At 61.8% G+C, this 17,032-nt stretch carries 12 protein-coding genes; 5 read left to right on the forward strand and 7 right to left on the reverse strand.

Features of this window, described 5'->3' with window-relative positions:
* Window positions 1–34 precede the first annotated feature (34 nt).
* On the forward strand, window positions 35–721 hold the full coding sequence (gene recO / locus LT40_RS04650; RefSeq protein WP_043187077.1) for a DNA repair protein RecO: 687 nt from the start codon (window positions 35–37) through the stop codon (window positions 719–721).
* A gap of 9 nt (window positions 722–730) precedes the next feature.
* On the forward strand, window positions 731–1,507 hold the full coding sequence (gene pdxJ / locus LT40_RS04655; protein WP_148308511.1) for a pyridoxine 5'-phosphate synthase: 777 nt from the start codon (window positions 731–733) through the stop codon (window positions 1,505–1,507).
* Here the strand turns inward: pdxJ and LT40_RS04660 are convergent.
* From LT40_RS04660 to copM, 5 genes are all read right to left on the reverse strand, one after another.
* Entirely contained in the window at window positions 1,504–2,691 is a 1,188-nt protein-coding gene (locus LT40_RS04660; RefSeq protein ID WP_043187081.1) for a M20 aminoacylase family protein, read from the reverse strand. The genes pdxJ and LT40_RS04660 overlap by 4 nt on opposite strands.
* Before the next feature lie 24 nt (window positions 2,692–2,715).
* A complete protein-coding gene (locus tag LT40_RS04665) occupies window positions 2,716–4,017 on the reverse strand; it encodes an MFS transporter (protein WP_148308512.1) in 1,302 nt (433 codons plus the stop codon).
* 347 nt (window positions 4,018–4,364) lie between these two features.
* On the reverse strand, window positions 4,365–5,294 hold the full coding sequence (locus LT40_RS04670; RefSeq protein WP_043187083.1) for a LysR family transcriptional regulator: 930 nt from the start codon (window positions 5,292–5,294) through the stop codon (window positions 4,365–4,367).
* Between the two features lie 54 nt (window positions 5,295–5,348).
* Complete coding sequence (gene nadE / locus LT40_RS04675) at window positions 5,349–6,176, reverse strand: ammonia-dependent NAD(+) synthetase (protein WP_043187086.1); 828 nt, start codon at window positions 6,174–6,176, stop codon at window positions 5,349–5,351.
* An 86-nt stretch (window positions 6,177–6,262) separates the two neighbouring features.
* Window positions 6,263–6,604, reverse strand: a complete 342-nt coding sequence (gene copM, locus LT40_RS04680; RefSeq protein ID WP_043187088.1) for a CopM family metallochaperone — start codon at window positions 6,602–6,604, stop codon at window positions 6,263–6,265.
* A 302-nt stretch (window positions 6,605–6,906) separates the two neighbouring features.
* On the opposite strand from copM, the gene LT40_RS04685 reads away from it, so the two are divergent.
* From LT40_RS04685 to LT40_RS04695, 3 genes are read left to right on the forward strand one after another with little or no spacing between them, the layout of a single operon-like run.
* Window positions 6,907–7,257: a metalloregulator ArsR/SmtB family transcription factor gene (locus LT40_RS04685; protein WP_043187091.1), complete on the forward strand. Its 351-nt coding sequence runs from the start codon at window positions 6,907–6,909 to the stop codon at window positions 7,255–7,257.
* A 22-nt stretch (window positions 7,258–7,279) separates the two neighbouring features.
* The gene (locus tag LT40_RS04690; protein ID WP_043187093.1) at window positions 7,280–8,569 is read left to right on the forward strand and encodes an arsenic transporter; all 1,290 of its coding nucleotides are present in this window, start codon (window positions 7,280–7,282) and stop codon (window positions 8,567–8,569) included.
* A 9-nt stretch (window positions 8,570–8,578) separates the two neighbouring features.
* Window positions 8,579–9,049 carry an arsenate reductase ArsC gene (locus LT40_RS04695; protein ID WP_043187095.1) on the forward strand — a complete coding sequence of 157 codons (471 nt, stop codon included), beginning with the start codon at window positions 8,579–8,581 and terminating at the stop codon, window positions 9,047–9,049.
* A gap of 164 nt (window positions 9,050–9,213) precedes the next feature.
* Here LT40_RS04695 and LT40_RS04700 read toward each other — a convergent pair whose 3' ends face one another.
* The gene (locus LT40_RS04700) at window positions 9,214–12,099 is read right to left on the reverse strand and encodes a ribonucleoside-diphosphate reductase subunit alpha (RefSeq protein ID WP_043187097.1); all 2,886 of its coding nucleotides are present in this window, start codon (window positions 12,097–12,099) and stop codon (window positions 9,214–9,216) included.
* A gap of 470 nt (window positions 12,100–12,569) precedes the next feature.
* A complete protein-coding gene (locus tag LT40_RS04705; RefSeq protein WP_043187099.1) occupies window positions 12,570–17,006 on the reverse strand; it encodes a SpvB/TcaC N-terminal domain-containing protein in 4,437 nt (1,478 codons plus the stop codon).
* Between the last annotated feature and the right edge of the window lie 26 nt (window positions 17,007–17,032).

Genomic DNA, 17,032 nt, shown 5'->3' on the forward strand with positions numbered 1-17,032 from the left:
CGGCTTGCGCCGCTGCTACAGGTTTGCGTAAGTCATGTCCAATCCCCCAACGCCACAACCCGCCTACGTCCTGCACTCGCGTGCCTACCGCGAAACCAGCGCCCTGGTCGACTTCCTCACCCCCCAGGGCCGACTGCGGGCCGTGCTGCGCAATGCGCGTGGCAAGGCTGGCACCCTGGCGCGGCCTTTCGTGCCACTGGAAGTCGAGTTTCGCGGCAGGGGCGAGCTCAAGAACGTCTCGCGCATGGAGTCTGCCGGCGTGGCCGTGTGGATGCTCGGTGACGCGCTGTTCAGCGGCTTGTACCTCAACGAACTGATCATTCGCCTGTTGCCCAGCGAAGACCCTCACCCACATCTGTTCGAGCACTATGCCGCCACCTTGCAAGCGCTCGCCGCAGGGCGGCCTCTGGAGCCGCTGTTGCGCTCGTTCGAGTGGCGCCTGCTGGACCAGCTCGGCTATGGCTTCGCCCTGGACGTGGACGTCATGGGTGACCCGGTGGCAACCGATGGTTTGTACCGCTTACTAGTCGACGCGGGGCTGGAGCGAGTCGAGTTGTTGCAACCTGGGCTGTTTCAGGGCGCCGAATTACTTGCCATGGCCCAGGCCAGTTGGGAAACGCCGGGTGCGCTGGCCGCCGCCAAGCGCCTGATGCGCCAGGCCTTGGCCGTGCACCTGGGCGGTCGCCCGTTGGTCAGCCGTGAGCTGTTTCGCAAGCCCTGAGCACCACGTATGCTGTGGGCCTGGATTTTTCGGAGAGTTCTCGTGGATACCTGTAACCGCATTCTGTTGGGCGTCAACATCGATCACGTGGCCACCTTGCGCCAGGCCCGTGGCACGCGCTATCCCGACCCGGTCAAGGCCGCGCTCGACGCCGAGGAAGCGGGGGCCGACGGCATCACCGTGCACCTGCGCGAAGACCGCCGGCACATCCAGCCGCGCGATGTGCTGCTGCTCAAGGACGTCTTGCAGACCCGCATGAATTTCGAAATGGGCGTGACCGAGGCAATGCTGACCTTCGCCGAGCAGATTCGCCCGGCCCATGTGTGCCTGGTGCCCGAAACCCGCGAAGAGCTGACCACCGAAGGCGGCCTGGACGTCGCTGGCCAGGAAGCCAAGATCAAGGCCGCCGTCGAGCGCCTGAGCAAGCTGGGTTGCGAAGTGTCATTGTTCATCGATGCCGACGAACGCCAGATCGAAGCCTCGAAACGGGTCGGCGCTCCGGCGATCGAACTGCACACTGGCCGTTACGCCGACGCTCAGACCCCGACCGAAGTCGCCGATGAGCTGCAGCGTATCGTCGACGGCGTCGGCTTCGGCTTGGGGCAGGGCTTGATCGTCAATGCCGGCCATGGCCTGCACTATCACAACGTTCAAGCGGTAGCGGCGATTCGCGGTGTGAACGAGTTGAACATCGGTCACGCGCTGGTCGCCCACGCACTGTTCGTGGGGTTCAAGGCGGCAGTGGCAGAGATGAAGGCGTTGATCCAGGCGGCCAGCAGGGCCTAATCATCTGCGGCATGCAGATAGCTTTCCACAAGGTTTACCCAGCAAGCGGCGCCGATGGGGATGACCGCGTCATTGAAGTCGTACCGATCGTTGTGAACCGAACAGCCGTTGAACGAACCGGTGCCATTGCCCAGCACGAAGTAGCAGCCTGGACGCTCGTTGAGCATCCAGGCAAAATCCTCGCTGCCCATCAGCCGTACCGGCATGCGCTCCAGCACGTTTTCCGCACCCAGCACCGAGCACGCTGACGCATACAGCCGCTGTGTTTCGGCAGGCGTATTGACCAGAACTGGCGCCAACAGTGTGTACTCGATGATCGCTTCGACCCCGAAACTGGCAGCTTGCCCGTGGACGATTTCGCGGATTCGCCTCTCGACCCTGTCCCGCACGGCGGGATCGGCCGTGCGGACGCTCAGCATCAAGGTGGCCGTCTCCGGAATAATGTTGTACACGGTACCTGCGTTGACCTTGCCGACGCTCAGCACCGCTGCATCACTGGTAGAAAGATTGCGTGAGATGACCGTCTGTAGCGCGGTGATGATCCCTGCCAAGGCCGGGATCGGGTCAATGGCACGTTCGGGCATGGCGCCATGCCCGCCGCGCCCGACCAATGTGATGAGCACCTGCTCGGATGACGCCATGAATTCGCCTTGCTGAACTACGGCCTGGCCCACCGGCAGGCCGGGCATGTTGTGCAGGGCATACACCGCATCGCAGGGGAACCGATCGAACAGGCCGGCTTCGATCATCGAGCGGGCGCCGGTCAAACCCTCTTCATCAGGCTGGAAGATAACGTGCAGTGTGCCCTGGAATTGGCCGTGCCAGGCCAGGTGCTCAGCCGCGGCCAACAGGGTTGCGGTATGGCCGTCATGACCGCAGGCGTGCATGCGGCCGGGGTGCTGGCTGGCCCAGGGCAATCCGGTGTTTTCGGTAATGGGCAGGGCGTCCATGTCGGCGCGGATGCCCAGGCTGCGTCCCGCACTGCCACGTCTGAGCACGCCTACCACGCCCTGACCGACGTCCCTGTGCACTTCATAGCCCCAGGCGCGCAAGCGGTCAGCCACCAATGTGGCGGTGTGACGTGTTTGGGTACCCAGTTCGGGGTGTCGGTGAATTTCCCGACGCAATTCGGCGAAGCGCGGCGCGCTGTTTTCCAATTCGGGGTAGATCGTCGCGTTACTCATGTGCCTCTCCTTTTTTGTTCTTGTTCAGTCACGGCCGGGATGTTCTGGAAACCAACGCAGGACGCACAGGGCCAAGGTGACAGCAGCCGTCAGATACAGGGCTGGCGTTAGCGGGTTGCCGGTCATACCGATCAGCCAAGTCACCAGCAAAGGTGAAAAGCCACCGAACAGCGTCACGCCGAAGCTGTACATGATCGACAGGCCGGTGACCCTTTGGTCTCGAGGGAAAGCCTCCATCAGCATGGCCATGCTCGGTGCCAGGCCTATGGCCAGCGGTAGAATCAGCAAGGTGATGGCCAGGACGCACAGCAGCGTGTTTTCCTGACTCAGCAGGATGAAGGACGGGTACACGGTCAGCATGGCCAGAGCCGTGACGGCATAGAGCAATGGCTTGCGACGCGTGAAGCGGTCCGCATACCGGCCGGCAATGGGCGTGATGACGGCCAGCAATGCACTGGCCAGGGCAACCAGGGCAAATCCGAAGCTCTGCGGCCGCCCCAGGGTTTGTGTCAGGTAGGTAGGCATGTAGTAGACCACCATGTACATCGTCACGGTGGGCGCGGCCATCCAGCCCATGCCCATGGCCAGGGTGCGGCCATGGGTACGCAGTAGCTGCGCCAGGGAGCAGGCCGTAGCCGTGGCCGTGTGCGTTTCGTTCAGGTGCTGGCGGATGTACCATCCCACCGGACCGATCAGCAGGCCGATCACGAACGGCACTCGCCACCCCCAACTGAGCAGTGATTCGTGGCTCAGGCTGCTGGTCAGAAGCAAACCCGTGCCCGCACCCAATAATGCTGCGGCGCCTTGACTGGCGCCCTGCCAACTGACCATGAAGCAGCGGTGGTCGGCGCGTCCCGACTCCATGAGAAAGGCCGAGGCACAGCCCACCTCGCCGCCCACCGATAGCCCTTGCAATAGCCGGGCGACCACCAGCAGGACACTGGCGCTGATACCGATGCTGGCGTAGGTCGGGGTGAACGCGATGATGCCGGTGCCCAGTGTCATCAGCGCGATGGTCAGCGACAATGCGGCCTTGCGTCCGCGACGATCGGCGACCCGTCCGATCAGCAGCGCGCCCAGGGGGCGCATGACGAAGCCGACCGCAAACGTGGCCAGGGACATCAGCAACGATGCCACAGCCGAACCACTGGGGAAGAAAAGCTGACCGATAATGACCGCGAAGAAGCTGTAGACGGTGAAGTCATAGATTTCCAGGCCATTGCCCAGGGATGACGCAAAAATCACCCGTCGCATCTGCGGTGACGCCGGCTGCCGTATGGCATGGCTGGGAAGAGCAGGCGAGTCGCTGGCAGAAGTGCTGTTCATGATGAATGCCTGTACCGGGAGTCGAATTACCGGCAAGTGTCGAGTACGGGTTCGCCCAGCGCACATCACTTTTATTCAAGGGGTTAAGCGTTGGTTGGGGTAGGTGTAGCAGGTAGCGATCCGGTTCTGGCCATTGAGGTTGAATGACTCCGGAATCCCTCAGATGAAGGGCAGCAGAAGTGCAGTCTGGTAACTGGTCCTTCGAGGATCAGCCTGTAATAAGTGCAGGTTCGTTGGCATTTTATCGATGATCGGCGTGGTTCGCGGATCAAACCAGCGGGTGTCTGCAATCGCAAGGGCTTGAGAAAGCCGCAAGGATAAACTGCGTTTCACTCTGTCTGGATGGCTCATAAAGCGTTCGACGTCGAGTGCTCTACCGCGAAACCGCTTTGCAATTGGGTGAACAACAGTCCTGCCGCCCGTGTCAGGTAGCTTCGGTTCACGCAGACGATGTTGACGGAGTAGTCGGGCACCGATTCCTCGAGTTCGACAGGATGCAGATGCTTGACCATGTCACCCAGACCTACCAGACCAGGCCCTAATGCTCCCTGGCTTATCACCATGACCGAATCGCTGTTGAGCAGCATCTTGATCGCCAGGTTCATGGCCGTGCATTCGAACACCCGCCGCGGCCGGCCCAGAGCACTGCTGGCAAACAGCTGGTTGAACTGCGACAGGGTATCCGCAACGCTATCGACGCTGATCCACTGCGCTTCCTGAAACAAGCGCAAGGAGCGAACATGTTGCAGCGGGTGGCCTTTGCGTACGGCCACCACACCTGGGATCCGACACAATGGCTGCCAGTCCAGACCCACGGCGTGGCTGGGTACCTGTGAGGTCAGGGCAAAATCCAGCAAGCCGTCACGCAGGTGCTGCAACAGTTGCGCAGGGCGCATTTCCAGAACCTTCAACGCGGCGTTCGGGTAGGTTTGCTGGAAATGCAAAAGGGTCTGTTGCAGAGGCGATAGTAGCGCCGTGACAGGTGTCACCCCAAGGGTGATCTCGCTCACGGTCAGGCCTTTCATGTCTTCGATTTCCTGGCGCGCCCGCCGTACGCTTTCCAGTGCCTGCCGGGCATGACCGAGCACGCGTTGACCATGCTCGGTGAGACTCATTCCTTTGTTGGAGCGAACCAGAAGCGTCACCCCCAGCTGACTCTCGAGCTCTTTCATCGACCGGCTCAACGCTGACTGCGTCAGGTGAAGCACCTGCGAGGCGTCTTGCAGGCTGCCGGTTTCATGAATGCAGACGAGCGCGCGCAGTTGATGCAATTTCATTGTGTGTTGATCTCCCTGACCTCCGGAGATGATCAACTGCGCAATCGAAGGAAATCAAGGCGCAAACGGCAACTCGCGCTTGTGAAGGGTCTGGTCGTAGGCCTTGACGATGATCGCGTAGGCTTCGTCGCCCACGGGTTCGCCGTGCAGGAACGCGTCGATCTGCTTGTAGCTCACCCCATGGGCGTCCTCATCAGGCTTGCCGGGGCGCAGTTCTTCGAGGTCGGCCGTGGGTACCTTCATCACCAGGTTGTCCGGCGCGCCCAGGCGGCGGGCGATGGCGCGCACCTGGTTCTTCACCAGGCCGCTCAAGGGTGTGAGATCGCAGGCGCCGTCACCGAATTTGGTGAAGAAGCCCATGACCGCTTCGGCCGCATGGTCCGTGCCGATCACCAGGCCATTGTTGGCGTTGGCAATGGTGTATTGCGCGACCATGCGCACTCGCGCCTTGACGTTGCCCATGACGAAGTCGCGACGGGCGTCGCTCAGCTCGTGCAGCTGGGTGATCTGCTGAGCCAAGCCTTGTACGGCGCTGGCAATGTTGACCGTTTCTTCGACATCGGCGCGAATGAAGCGCATGGAGGCCGCTGCGTCGTCCTCGTCGTGCTGCACGTTGTAGGGCAGGCGCACGGCGATGAATCGGTAGTCCGTGTCACCCGTGCTCGCGCGCAGTTCCTCGATCGCGAGCTGTGCCAGGCGCCCGGCCGTGAGCGAATCGACGCCGCCGCTGATGCCCAGCACCAGGACCTTCAAGCCCGCCGCTGTCAGGCACTGCTTGATGAACGCCTTGCGGCGTTCGATTTCCTGGTCGATGGCGTGGTCGTCGGCGAACGGGGGGACCACGGCCAGGGCGGCAGCGATCTCGCTTTGGCGGTTGCTCATGGGCGGACTCCTTGAAGGTGGGGTTCGAGCGGGGAGGGGTGAAAGCTTACCTCGAAATGGCCGGTACTACCGGCCAAGCTTTCGAATCACTTCTGATGCTTCTTGACCCATGCTTCCATCTGGTCGATCTCGGCCTGTTGGGCTTTGATGATTTCTTCTGCCAGCTTGCGCATCTCGGCGTCCTTGCCGTATTTGAGTTCGATCTTGGCCATGTCCACTGCCGCTTTATGGTGGGCCAGCATGCCTTTGGCGAAGGCGACGTCGGCGTCTTTTTCCATGCCGCCTTCGTGCATAGATTTCTGCATGGTTTCCATGCTCATCATGTATTCATGCTGCATCGGCGTCATGTCGCCATTACTGTGCGACATCTCGGCAGCGAAGGCTGGGGTGGCCAGACAGGCCAAGAGCAGGGCGGCGGTGGTTTTCATGGTGGTGACCAATCCGTGAGTGGGTTCGATGGGTTGACGGGTAACCTGGGGGAAGGTTCCGTAGGCGGTGTTTCTGGATGTGCAAGCCGAAACCTGGCACAGATGAGCCCGCTTCACGTTACCGTGAGGCGGGCGTCGAGGTCTAGCGAGCAGCGCTTGATCTCGCCGTATCGCTGCCTTTGAAGTGATCCGCGAGTATTGGTACCCAGATCATCAAGCCCCGTCAGTTTGTCGTTTGTGTAAGCGAGCTGAAGCGTCTATATTTGCATATTCGATTATCCACATATTCTGGTCGATTGTTCATGAACCTTCCACCTCACACCTTCTTCAAGTGCCTTGGGGATGAAACTCGCGCTCGGATCATGCTCATGCTTTCGGCTGAAGGTGAGCTGTGCGTATGCGAGTTGATCTGGGCACTGGACGATAACCAGTCGAAAGTTTCGAGACACCTCGCCCAGCTTCGGGCCTGCGGGTTACTCGCAGATCGAAGGCAGGGGCAGTGGGTTTACTACCGACTGCATCCCGAGCTTGAACAATGGGCGCTGGATGTTCTGAGCATCACTATGCAGGCTCACCAGTGCTGGGTTAGCGACCATCAGGGACGGCTCGCTGCCATGGAAGACAGACCCGTGCGCCAAGCCTCCTGCTGCTGACCTTCTGATCCGGAACATGCCCATGCTCATCGCTGCCTCGATTTTTGTAGTTACGCTCGTCTTTGTGATCTGGCAACCAAGGGGCTTAGGCGTCGGCTGGAGCGCAGCATCAGGTGCAGTTCTGGCACTCCTGACGGGCGTGGTCAGCCTGGAGGATGTACCGGTTGTATGGCACATCGTCTGGAACGCCACCGCGACCTTCATTGCCGTGATCATCATCAGTTTGCTACTGGATGAGGCGGGTTTCTTCAAATGGGCAGCGCTTCATGTAGCCCGCTGGGGCCGAGGCAAAGGCGGACGCCTGTTTGCGCTGATGATTCTGCTCGGTGCAGCCGTCTCTGCACTGTTCGCCAACGACGGTGCAGCACTGATCCTCACTCCCATCGTTATCGCGATGCTGACGGCGCTGCGGTTTAGTCCTGCATCGACCCTGGCATTCGTGATGGCTGCCGGTTTCATCGCCGATACCGCCAGTCTGCCCATGGTGGTGTCCAATCTGGTCAATATCGTCTCGGCAGACTTTTTTGGCGTTGGTTTTGGCGAGTACGCTTCTGTCATGTGGCCAGTGAACCTGGTGGCGGTGGCCGCGACGCTGTTCATGCTTTGGCTCTTCTACCGCAAGGACATTCCCGGCCAGTACGACGCGAATCAGCTCGAGGCCCCAGAAGCGGCGATTCGTGACCGTGCCACCTTTATTGCCGGGTGGTGGGTACTGGCCTTGCTGCTGGTGGGTCTATTTGCACTGGAGCCGTTGGGTATCCCCATCAGCGCCGTTGCTGCTGCGTGTGCGGTGATTCTGCTGGTCATCGCCGGCAAAGGTCACATCATCTCCACGAGAAAGGTCATCAAGCACGCGCCCTGGCAAATCGTCGTGTTCTCACTGGGCATGTATCTGGTGGTCTATGGCCTGCGCAATGCAGGGCTGACCGACTCGCTCTCGGCCTTGCTGAACACATTCGCCGAGCACGGACTGTGGGCCGCTACCTTGGGCACGGGCATGACCGCTGCGCTGCTGTCCTCGATCATGAACAACATGCCGAGTGTGCTCATCGGTGCGCTGTCCATTCAGGGCAGTGACGCTACGGGCCTGCTGCGTGAGGCCATGATCTACGCGAACGTCATCGGTTGCGATCTTGGCCCGAAGATCACGCCCATCGGCAGCCTCGCCACGCTGTTGTGGCTGCATGTTCTGGCCCAGAAAAACATCCGCATCAGCTGGGGCTACTACTTCAAAGTCGGAAGTATCCTCACCTTTCCGATCTTGCTGGTAACGCTAGTGGCACTGGCGTTGCGCCTCAGCATCCCTGTCTAGGAGAAAACGATGAAAGTGCTCTTCATGTGTACGGCAAACAGCTGCCGCAGTGTTCTGTCGGAGGGGCTGTTCAACTATCTTGCACCGAGCGGCTTTAGCGCCGTCAGTTCAGGCAGCTTCCCAAGCGGTCAGCTCAACCCTCGCGCTGTGAGCACGCTGCAAGCGCTGGGTATCGACACCACAGGTCTCTACAGCAAGGGCTCCGAGGTATTTTCAGACTCACCACCGGATGTTGTGATCACCGTGTGCGACAAAGCGGGGGGCGAACCCTGTCCAGTGTATTTTGGGCCTGCCATCAAAAGCCATTGGGGCCTTGCCGATCCGTCTGACGTGGAAGGGTCAGACAGCGCAATACAGGCAGCATTTGACGCGACAGTTCTCCAGATCAAAAAGCGCTTCGAAGCGTTTTTCAGTCTGGATCATTCGGCGCTTGGACCGCAGGAATTAAAGCAGGAGTTGGATCGGATAGGCGAGATGTGATGGACGAATCTTCTTTGGAGCGAAGTCCGGATTTTTCACATCCAAATCTGGCGCTAGCTGGATCGGGCGCCGAGCATAGGGAGGGCATACGAGGTGTAACCCCCCAACCCAGCGTATTTCATGGGGTTGGAGGGTAGGCGTCAGTCAGATGTGTACGAAGTGAATTACTGGCAGGCTTCGCAATCCGGCTCGTCGATCGCGCAGGCTTTCGGCACAGGCGCCGGGCCGGCTGGTGCGGCTTGCATCGGCGCGCTGTCGCCACCGCTGGACACGGCGTTGAGCTTGCTGGTGCTGATGGTCGACTTCTCGGTGCTGGTCGCGGCCAGGGCACGGAGGTAGTAGGTGGTTTTCAGACCACGGTACCAGGCCATGCGGTAAGTCACGTCGAGCTTCTTGCCCGAGGCACCGGCGATGTACAGGTTCAGCGACTGAGCCTGGTCGATCCACTTCTGGCGACGGCTGGCGGCATCGACGATCCACTTGGTGTCCACTTCGAAAGCAGTCGCGTAGAGCTCTTTGAGTTCCTGCGGGATGCGTTCGATCTGCTGCACCGAGCCATCGTAGTACTTCAGGTCATTGATCATGACCGAGTCCCACAGGCCGCGTTCTTTGAGGTCGCGAACCAGGTAGGGGTTGATCACGGTGAATTCGCCCGACAGGTTCGATTTCACGTACAGGTTCTGGTAGGTCGGCTCGATCGACTGCGACACGCCGGTGATGTTGGCGATGGTCGCGGTCGGTGCGATGGCCATGATGTTCGAGTTGCGAATGCCTTTCTGCACACGGGCACGAACCGGCGCCCAGTCCAGGGATTCGTTGAGGTCGACATCGATGTACTTCTGGCCACGGGCTTCGATCAGGATCTGTTGCGAATCCAGCGGCAGGATGCCCTTGGACCACAGCGAACCCTGGAACGTCTCGTAGGCGCCACGCTCGTCGGCCAGGTCGCAGGACGCCTGGATGGCGTAGTAGCTGACCGCTTCCATCGACTTGTCGGCGAACTCGACCGCAGCATCCGAACCGTACGGGATGTGCTGTTTGTACAGCGCGTCCTGGAAGCCCATGATGCCCAGTCCGACTGGACGGTGCTTGAAGTTGGAGTTGCGCGCCTGCGGGACCGAGTAGTAGTTGATGTCGATCACGTTGTCGAGCATGCGCACGGCGGTGTTGATGGTGCGCTCGAGCTTGGCGGTGTCCAGCTTGCCGTCGGCGATGTGGTTCGGCAGGTTGATCGAGCCCAGGTTGCAGACCGCGATTTCATCCTTGTTGGTGTTCAGGGTGATCTCGGTGCACAGGTTCGAGCTGTGGACCACGCCGACATGCTGCTGCGGCGAGCGCAGGTTGCACGGGTCCTTGAAGGTCAACCATGGGTGGCCGGTTTCGAACAGCATCGACAGCATCTTGCGCCACAGGTCTTTGGCCTGGACGGTCTTGAACACCTTGATCTTGTTGTACTCGGTCAGCGCTTCGTAATACTCGTAGCGCTCCTCGAAGGCCTTGCCGGTCAGGTCGTGCAGATCAGGCACTTCGTTGGGCGAGAACAGGGTCCACTTGCCGTCGTCGAAGACGCGCTTCATGAACAGGTCGGGGATCCAGTTGGCGGTGTTCATGTCGTGGGTACGACGGCGATCGTCACCGGTGTTCTTGCGCAGCTCGATGAATTCTTCGATGTCCAGGTGCCAGGTTTCCAGGTACGCGCAGACTGCGCCCTTGCGCTTGCCGCCCTGGTTGACTGCAACGGCGGTGTCGTTGACCACTTTCAGGAACGGCACGACGCCTTGTGATTTACCGTTGGTGCCCTTGATGTACGAGCCCAGTGCGCGCACGGGTGTCCAGTCGTTGCCCAGGCCGCCGGCGAATTTGGACAGCATGGCGTTGTCGTGGATGGCGCCGTAGATACCCGACAGGTCGTCCGGCACGGTGGTCAGGTAGCAGCTGGACAGCTGCGGACGCAGGGTACCGGCGTTGAACAGGGTCGGGGTCGAGGCCATGTAGTCGAAGGACGACAACAGGTTGTAGAACTCGATCGCGCGATCTTCCTTGTTCTTCTCTTCGATCGCCAGGCCCATGGCCACGCGCATGAAGAAGATCTGCGGCAGTTCGAAACGCACGCCATCCTTGTGGATGAAGTAACGGTCGTACAGGGTCTGCAGGCCCAGGTAGGTGAATTGCTGATCGCGCTCGTGGTTGATCGCTCGGCCCAGTTTTTCCAGGTCGAAGGTGGCCAGCACGGGGTTCAGCAGTTCGAATTCGATACCCTTGGCGATGTACGAAGGCAGGGCCTTGGCGTACATATCGACCATTTCGTGGTGAGTGGCGCTCTCGGCCACTTCCAGGAAGCTCAGGCCTTCGGCGCGCAGGGTGTCCATCAGCAGGCGGGCAGTGACGAACGAGTAGTTCGGCTCGCGCTCGACCAGAGTACGCGAGGTCATCACCAGGGCGGTGTTGACGTCCGTCAGGGCCACGCCGTCGTACAGGTTCTTCAGGGTTTCTTTCTGGATCAGACCGCCGTCGACTTCGGCCAGGCCTTCGCAGGCTTCGCTGATGATGGTGTTCAGGCGACCCATGTCCAGCGGCGCCAGGCTGCCGTCGGCCTTGGTGATGCGAATGCTGGGATGCGCTTCGACCGGTGCGTCGGCCGGGGTGCGGGTGGCGCGTTCCTTGGAGCGTTCGTTGCGGTAGATCACGTAGTCGCGGGCGACTTTCTGCTCGCCGGCACGCATCAGGGCCAGTTCGACCTGGTCCTGGATTTCCTCGATGTGGATGGTGCCACCCGATGGCATGCGCCGCTTGAACGTGGCGGTGACCTGTTCGGTCAGGCGCGCGACGGTGTCGTGGATGCGCGACGAGGCGGCAGCGTTGCCGCCTTCAACTGCAAGGAACGCCTTGGTGATGGCCACGGTGATCTTGTCGTCGGTATAGCCGACCACGGTACCGTTGCGCTTGATCACGCGCAGTTGGCCAGGAGCGGTCGCGGCCAGATCCGGACTGGCATCGTTGGCCTGCGGCGCCTTGGCCGGCGAGTTCTCGCGAGTTGTGTCGGTCAGCATGGGGTGAGTATCTCCACGTTCATAAGTTTGACTGGACGCCAATCATTGGCTCAGCCATTAAAAACTGTCCGCGGAAGGCCAGGGCCTTCAACGCTGGGTGTAGGAAAGAGCGAAAATTGCGGCCATCCGCAGGTAACGGTAGGCAAGGAATTCGTGGGCAAAAAACGTAGGAAAAGCACACCGCAAGGGCTTGAGTTCTTGCTTTGACTTGTGCTTGGTTTTTTGAGCAAAACCCTACATGTAGTGGTTTCGCGCGCCGGGGATACAAGATAATGCGGTCAGGGGGGTATTGCAAGGTGCCTTGCTGTGGATAACGTGTGGGTAATGTGTGGGTGATGACGCCAGCCCGCGCCGTGTCTGGCACGGGCGGGACATGACCGTTTGTCCATGACTTTCGTGCAGCGTCATGGCGGGCGATACCAGGAGGAGGGCGCCGCGAGCGCTGGCCACTGCGCTCGCGGCGGCACGGTTCAAGCGGTGGCGGCGCGCATCGTCAACACCTCCTGGGCCGTGTCGTTTTCGTCCTCGCTGATGCTGTACCACGGGGTGTAGCGCTGGCGTCGCAGCCAGCCTGCAGCGGTCCAGGTTTCGGTCGGGCGGCCCAGGGCGTCGTAGTACTGCAGGTCGTGGTAACCGTGCTCGGCGTCGCGCTGGCTGTCGTCATTGATGTAGCGGTCGCTGTTGGCGAAATACGGACGATAGGCTCGGATCACCTGGCCCTTGGTGTCGTATTCGACCCGCTCGCTGACCCGCCAGCGCGGGTCGGCCTGGGCTTGACCCGGCAACAGTGCGCCGTCTTCATCTACCTGATAGGCCAGGCCGGGCTCGACCCGTTGCTTGCTCTGCACACTGCGGCCGAAACCGTCGAAGCTCTCGATGCTCATGCGCACCTGGCGTTGCGGATCCCCCGGGTAGCGGTCGGCCTGGAAGGCGGCGACCCGCACCGGCTGTCGGCTGCGGCTGACCAACGGCGCCAGGGCTTCGGCGCTGTCGCTGTCGAGCAACCCCAAGTGCCACTGACGTCGCGCACTGGCACGCAGCCGCCCGTCCAGCGTCACGCGACCCGCGCTGACCTGCGCAGCGATGGCCGCTTCGTCGGCCACACCGGTGGCCGGCGGCTCGCCCATCCAGGAATCGCTTTCGTAGACATAGGCCATGGCCCAGTCGCCCAACCCTGCCGCATCGTCGGCGATGGCGTCGGCGATGCTTCCGGCCATGGTCTGACCGTTCAACGGTGCGAAGCCCACCGGCTCGCCCATTTCCGTGCCGTGGAAGCTGCTCAGGGACAAGCGGCCCAGTGCGTCGTAGCTGGCCTGCTGCAGGTTGTCGTTGGGGTCGGTGATCTGCACCGGTTGCAAGGTGCGGTAGTCATGCACGGCTTGCGTGGTGCAACCGTCGGCGGCGATGACCTTCACCGGCAAGCACTGGTAGCGGTCGTACTCCACGCGGGTTTCGCCCACCGCTGGCGTCTGACGGTAGGCGAGCACACGATGGAAAGCGTCTGCGCCGCCGTAGGTGGCGTACCCCTGGCGCACCGACCACAGCACGCGGTCTGGCTCGTCCGGCAGGAAGGCCGGCATGCGGGTGTAGCCCAGCTCCAGCAGTTTGGCGTCGAGAGCGGCAGGTTCCAGTACGTCGGCGTAGGCTTGCAGCGCCGCTTCGTCCAACTCGGCGGCTTCGCTGAAGTCCGCCAGCGCCAGGAAATTCGCGGTGCCGTCGGCGCAGCCCTGGTAGCGTTGCAGGCTCAGTGCCGTCAGCGTCCTGGGAGCGGCAGGGCTCAACAGGCCGTCCGCACCCAGCAGCGCTTCATAGCTCAGTTGCTGCAGCGCCACCTGCTCCTTGGGCAGCGACCAGGCATTGGCGCGAGCCCGGTAAGGCAGGTGCAGGCGCCAGTGTTGTGGATCACTGTCCAGATGGAGGGTTTGGGCGCGGCTTTCGGTAAAGTAGAAACGGTGCTGAGCCGGGTCGAAGGCATCGCGCCACCAGGTCTGCTCGTGCTCGTCGCTGTACGGCGGCGTATCGATTTCATGCTTGCGCCGCGCGTAGGCGATCGACAGCGCATGGGTCACTGCGCCGTAGCGATCGGTACGCAGTTGCACGCTATGGTTGCACTGCGGATCATCGACCAGGCGTTCGTATTGATAGGCAACGGTTTCCAGGGTCATGGGCAGCAGAACTGCATGGCGCTGGTGTTCGCTGCAGGGCTGCAGCAACCGCACGCCCAAGCGTACCTGTGTGACCGAGTAGGGCAGGGCATCGCGGGCATCGCCGTCGAAGCCGAAGACTTCGCTGCGCAGCAGCTGACCGCTCAGTGCCCGGGCCATTTCGTGACGCAACGACGCATCGATGTCGGTTACGACGCTGTCGTCGCCGCTGGCTTCATCGTGACGCAGCAACAGCGTGGGCCCCAGCACCCGTGCCTGGGCATCGCTGGTGTCGATCTGCGCCAGGGTTTCATCGACGGCTCGGCCGGTGTGGTACCAGGTCTTGGTCAGCATCGGTGGGGAATGCGGCGTTTCATTGGCTACGTCGGCAGCGGTATCGGTGGCGCGCACCAGACCGAAGCCGCGCATTTCCCGGTCGTGGCCGTCGTAGTAGCCGCGGCGATATTCCAGGCGTTGCGTCAGGGTGTTGCCGGTGATTTCGTCGTGTTGCACCTGGCGCACCACCACATGCACAGGGAACGGCAGCTCGCACACCGGAGCCTCGCCACGTGCAAGCATTTCGGCCTTTTCATCCAGCCATTCCAGTGCCGAGCTGCGGTAGAACGCCTGGGTTTCGGCGCCCATGTTGTTGTTCGAACCCGCCAGAAGATACGGTTTGCGGCCGTTGTTGAAGTCCAGGCGCCAGTGCTGGCCGTGTCGATGGGGCACGCTGATCACCAGGCTGGTGCAGCCCAGGCCTTGCAGATCGGCCACGCTGACCTGCCAGGTGTTGTCGTAACGCAGGCCCTCGGGCCAGGCCTGAGTCACCGGTTCGGCCAGGCCGTTGCCACCCTGGTTGAGGAAAATCAGGGCCTGTTCGCTGCCCAGGTAGACCAGGTCTGCCGCGCCGGAGCCATCGAGGTCGGCCAGGCGCACGCGTGCTGCGTCGAACTCGCTTTGGGCAAACGGCAGGCTGGCGAGCTTGAAACTCTTGCCGAAGACACCGCGGCCCAGGTTCGGCCAGCAACGCAGCTCGTCGTGGCGAATACGGATCAGATGCTGCTGGCCACTGCCCAATACGTCGCTGAAGGCCACCAGTTCATGGCGGCTATCGCTGCCCAAGGGCAGTGGGTCTTCGGCGTGGGCAATGTCGCAGGCCGGGTGGAAGCCCTGTTCGCGGCCACTGGCATACAGCCGCACGCTGCGGCTGCCGATCATGGCCAGGTCGCGCAGGCCATCGCCCATCAAGTCGGCCAACTGTCCTTCGGGGTTGAAGAATTCCAGCGGCAAAGCATTGAAGGGCGTGAAGCCGGACCAGCTGCGGTCGTGGTTCAGGCTGAAGAAGCCGCTGTAGCCCGGCTGCGCCACGATCCAGTCCAGACGGCCATCGCCGGTCATGTCGCTGAGGAACTGGCGAACGGGTTTGCTCGAGTCGGCCACCGGTTGCGTGGGCAACTGTTTCCAGGGCGCATACATCACTGTATCGGTGTCGCCTGCGTCGAAGTCGCGCAGCGGTTCACGGTAGCGCCAGCTGTTGTCTTCGCGGTACAGCACACCTGCCAGACCTTCGCCGAACAGGTCGACCAGTTGATAGGTCTGGCCGTCGTCCAGGCCTGGCATCTGTTCGAATCGGCGGTACTGGTGATCGTCGAAGCTGAAGTGCTCGTAGCGAAACTCGAGCGGCGGCAATTCGTGGATCTCGTCACCTTCGCTGGCCTGGCTGATGGCCGCCGTGAGCAGGCTGTAGCCATGGCATTCGCGGTACTCCAGCCACAGCCGACTGACCAGCACGGGCGCCGGAGCCAGGTCGGCGAAATGGTGGAACATCAATACCTGTTGGCAGCGACGCAGGGTGCGCACTTCAAAGCCGTAGCTGAAGCTGGCGACCGGGTCCGGCCGCACGGGCCAGGGTTGGCTGGCAGCATAGCCGGGCAAGGTCCCCTGTTCGCAGGCACGTTCGCCGTAGTCCAGCACCAGGTCGAAATGCCACTGGGGCGGCAGGCTCGATTCGTCCCACAGGTACAGCGGGGCATGGGCGGTGAGGTTGCCGTAGCGCACGCGAGTCAGGTAGCGCTGGGTGCTGTGGTCGCGCTCGTCGGCAGCAGGCAGGCCACGGCCGTCTTCGGCCTGGTATTCGTAGAGGATGTGCTCGCCGTTGGGCGTAACCGATTCCTCCAGCAGCCATTCGGCCACCTTGTGCGGTGCGTGGCTGGGGAACAGTTTGGCGCTGTCGCGCTTGCCGTACAGGTACAGGCTGCCGTCGGGGCTGTGCACCAGCCAGAAGCCGCTGTCGGTGTCGCTCAGCTGCCAGCGTTCGATGCGGGCGAAGCTGCCTTCCACCCGTGGAAAGTGCCGTGTGACCTTGTACGAAGCACCCAGCGCCTGACCGCGAAAGCGATCGACTTGGGTGCTGACGATCGCGCCCTGGGCGTTGCGCTCGGGCAGCAGGATGTCACCGCTGGGTCCGACTATTTCGTCGTCGGTGGTGTAGGCCGGCACACCTCTTTGCGTGCGTCTGGCGATGGCGTTGCGGCCCAGGCTCCAGCCCATGCCGCACAGGCCGTTGCCCGCCGCACTGCTGTAGCCCAGGCCCAGTTGCGGAGCGCTGCCGCGTCCTGCGGACACGGGCAGGGGAATGTCGAACGTCGCGGCGCCGGTGGCGCCCACGGCGCCCCAGCCCTTGCCGATGCTTTGGATGGCGCCGCCGCCTTTGGGCAGGGACGGCGGATTGATGCCCATGGGGCTTTGTTCTGATGTGTTCATGATTGGGGTATCGCTGAATGGGTAGA

Source organism: Pseudomonas rhizosphaerae (genome assembly GCF_000761155.1).
Classification (GTDB): domain Bacteria; phylum Pseudomonadota; class Gammaproteobacteria; order Pseudomonadales; family Pseudomonadaceae; genus Aquipseudomonas; species Aquipseudomonas rhizosphaerae.

Coding starts and splice junctions, on each gene's coding strand:
- LT40_RS04670 (WP_043187083.1), bottom strand. CDS start 5,294: ATGAAATTGCATCAACTGCGCGCGCTCGTCTGCATTCATGAAACCGGC.
- LT40_RS04705 (WP_043187099.1), bottom strand. CDS start 17,006: ATGAACACATCAGAACAAAGCCCCATGGGCATCAATCCGCCGTCCCTG.
- LT40_RS04660 (WP_043187081.1), bottom strand. CDS start 2,691: ATGAGTAACGCGACGATCTACCCCGAATTGGAAAACAGCGCGCCGCGC.
- LT40_RS04690 (WP_043187093.1), top strand. CDS start 7,280: ATGCTCATCGCTGCCTCGATTTTTGTAGTTACGCTCGTCTTTGTGATC.
- LT40_RS04700 (WP_043187097.1), bottom strand. CDS start 12,099: ATGCTGACCGACACAACTCGCGAGAACTCGCCGGCCAAGGCGCCGCAG.
- pdxJ (WP_148308511.1), top strand. CDS start 731: ATGCTGTGGGCCTGGATTTTTCGGAGAGTTCTCGTGGATACCTGTAAC.
- recO (WP_043187077.1), top strand. CDS start 35: ATGTCCAATCCCCCAACGCCACAACCCGCCTACGTCCTGCACTCGCGT.
- LT40_RS04685 (WP_043187091.1), top strand. CDS start 6,907: ATGAACCTTCCACCTCACACCTTCTTCAAGTGCCTTGGGGATGAAACT.
- nadE (WP_043187086.1), bottom strand. CDS start 6,176: ATGAGCAACCGCCAAAGCGAGATCGCTGCCGCCCTGGCCGTGGTCCCC.
- copM (WP_043187088.1), bottom strand. CDS start 6,604: ATGAAAACCACCGCCGCCCTGCTCTTGGCCTGTCTGGCCACCCCAGCC.
- LT40_RS04695 (WP_043187095.1), top strand. CDS start 8,579: ATGAAAGTGCTCTTCATGTGTACGGCAAACAGCTGCCGCAGTGTTCTG.
- LT40_RS04665 (WP_148308512.1), bottom strand. CDS start 4,017: ATGAACAGCACTTCTGCCAGCGACTCGCCTGCTCTTCCCAGCCATGCC.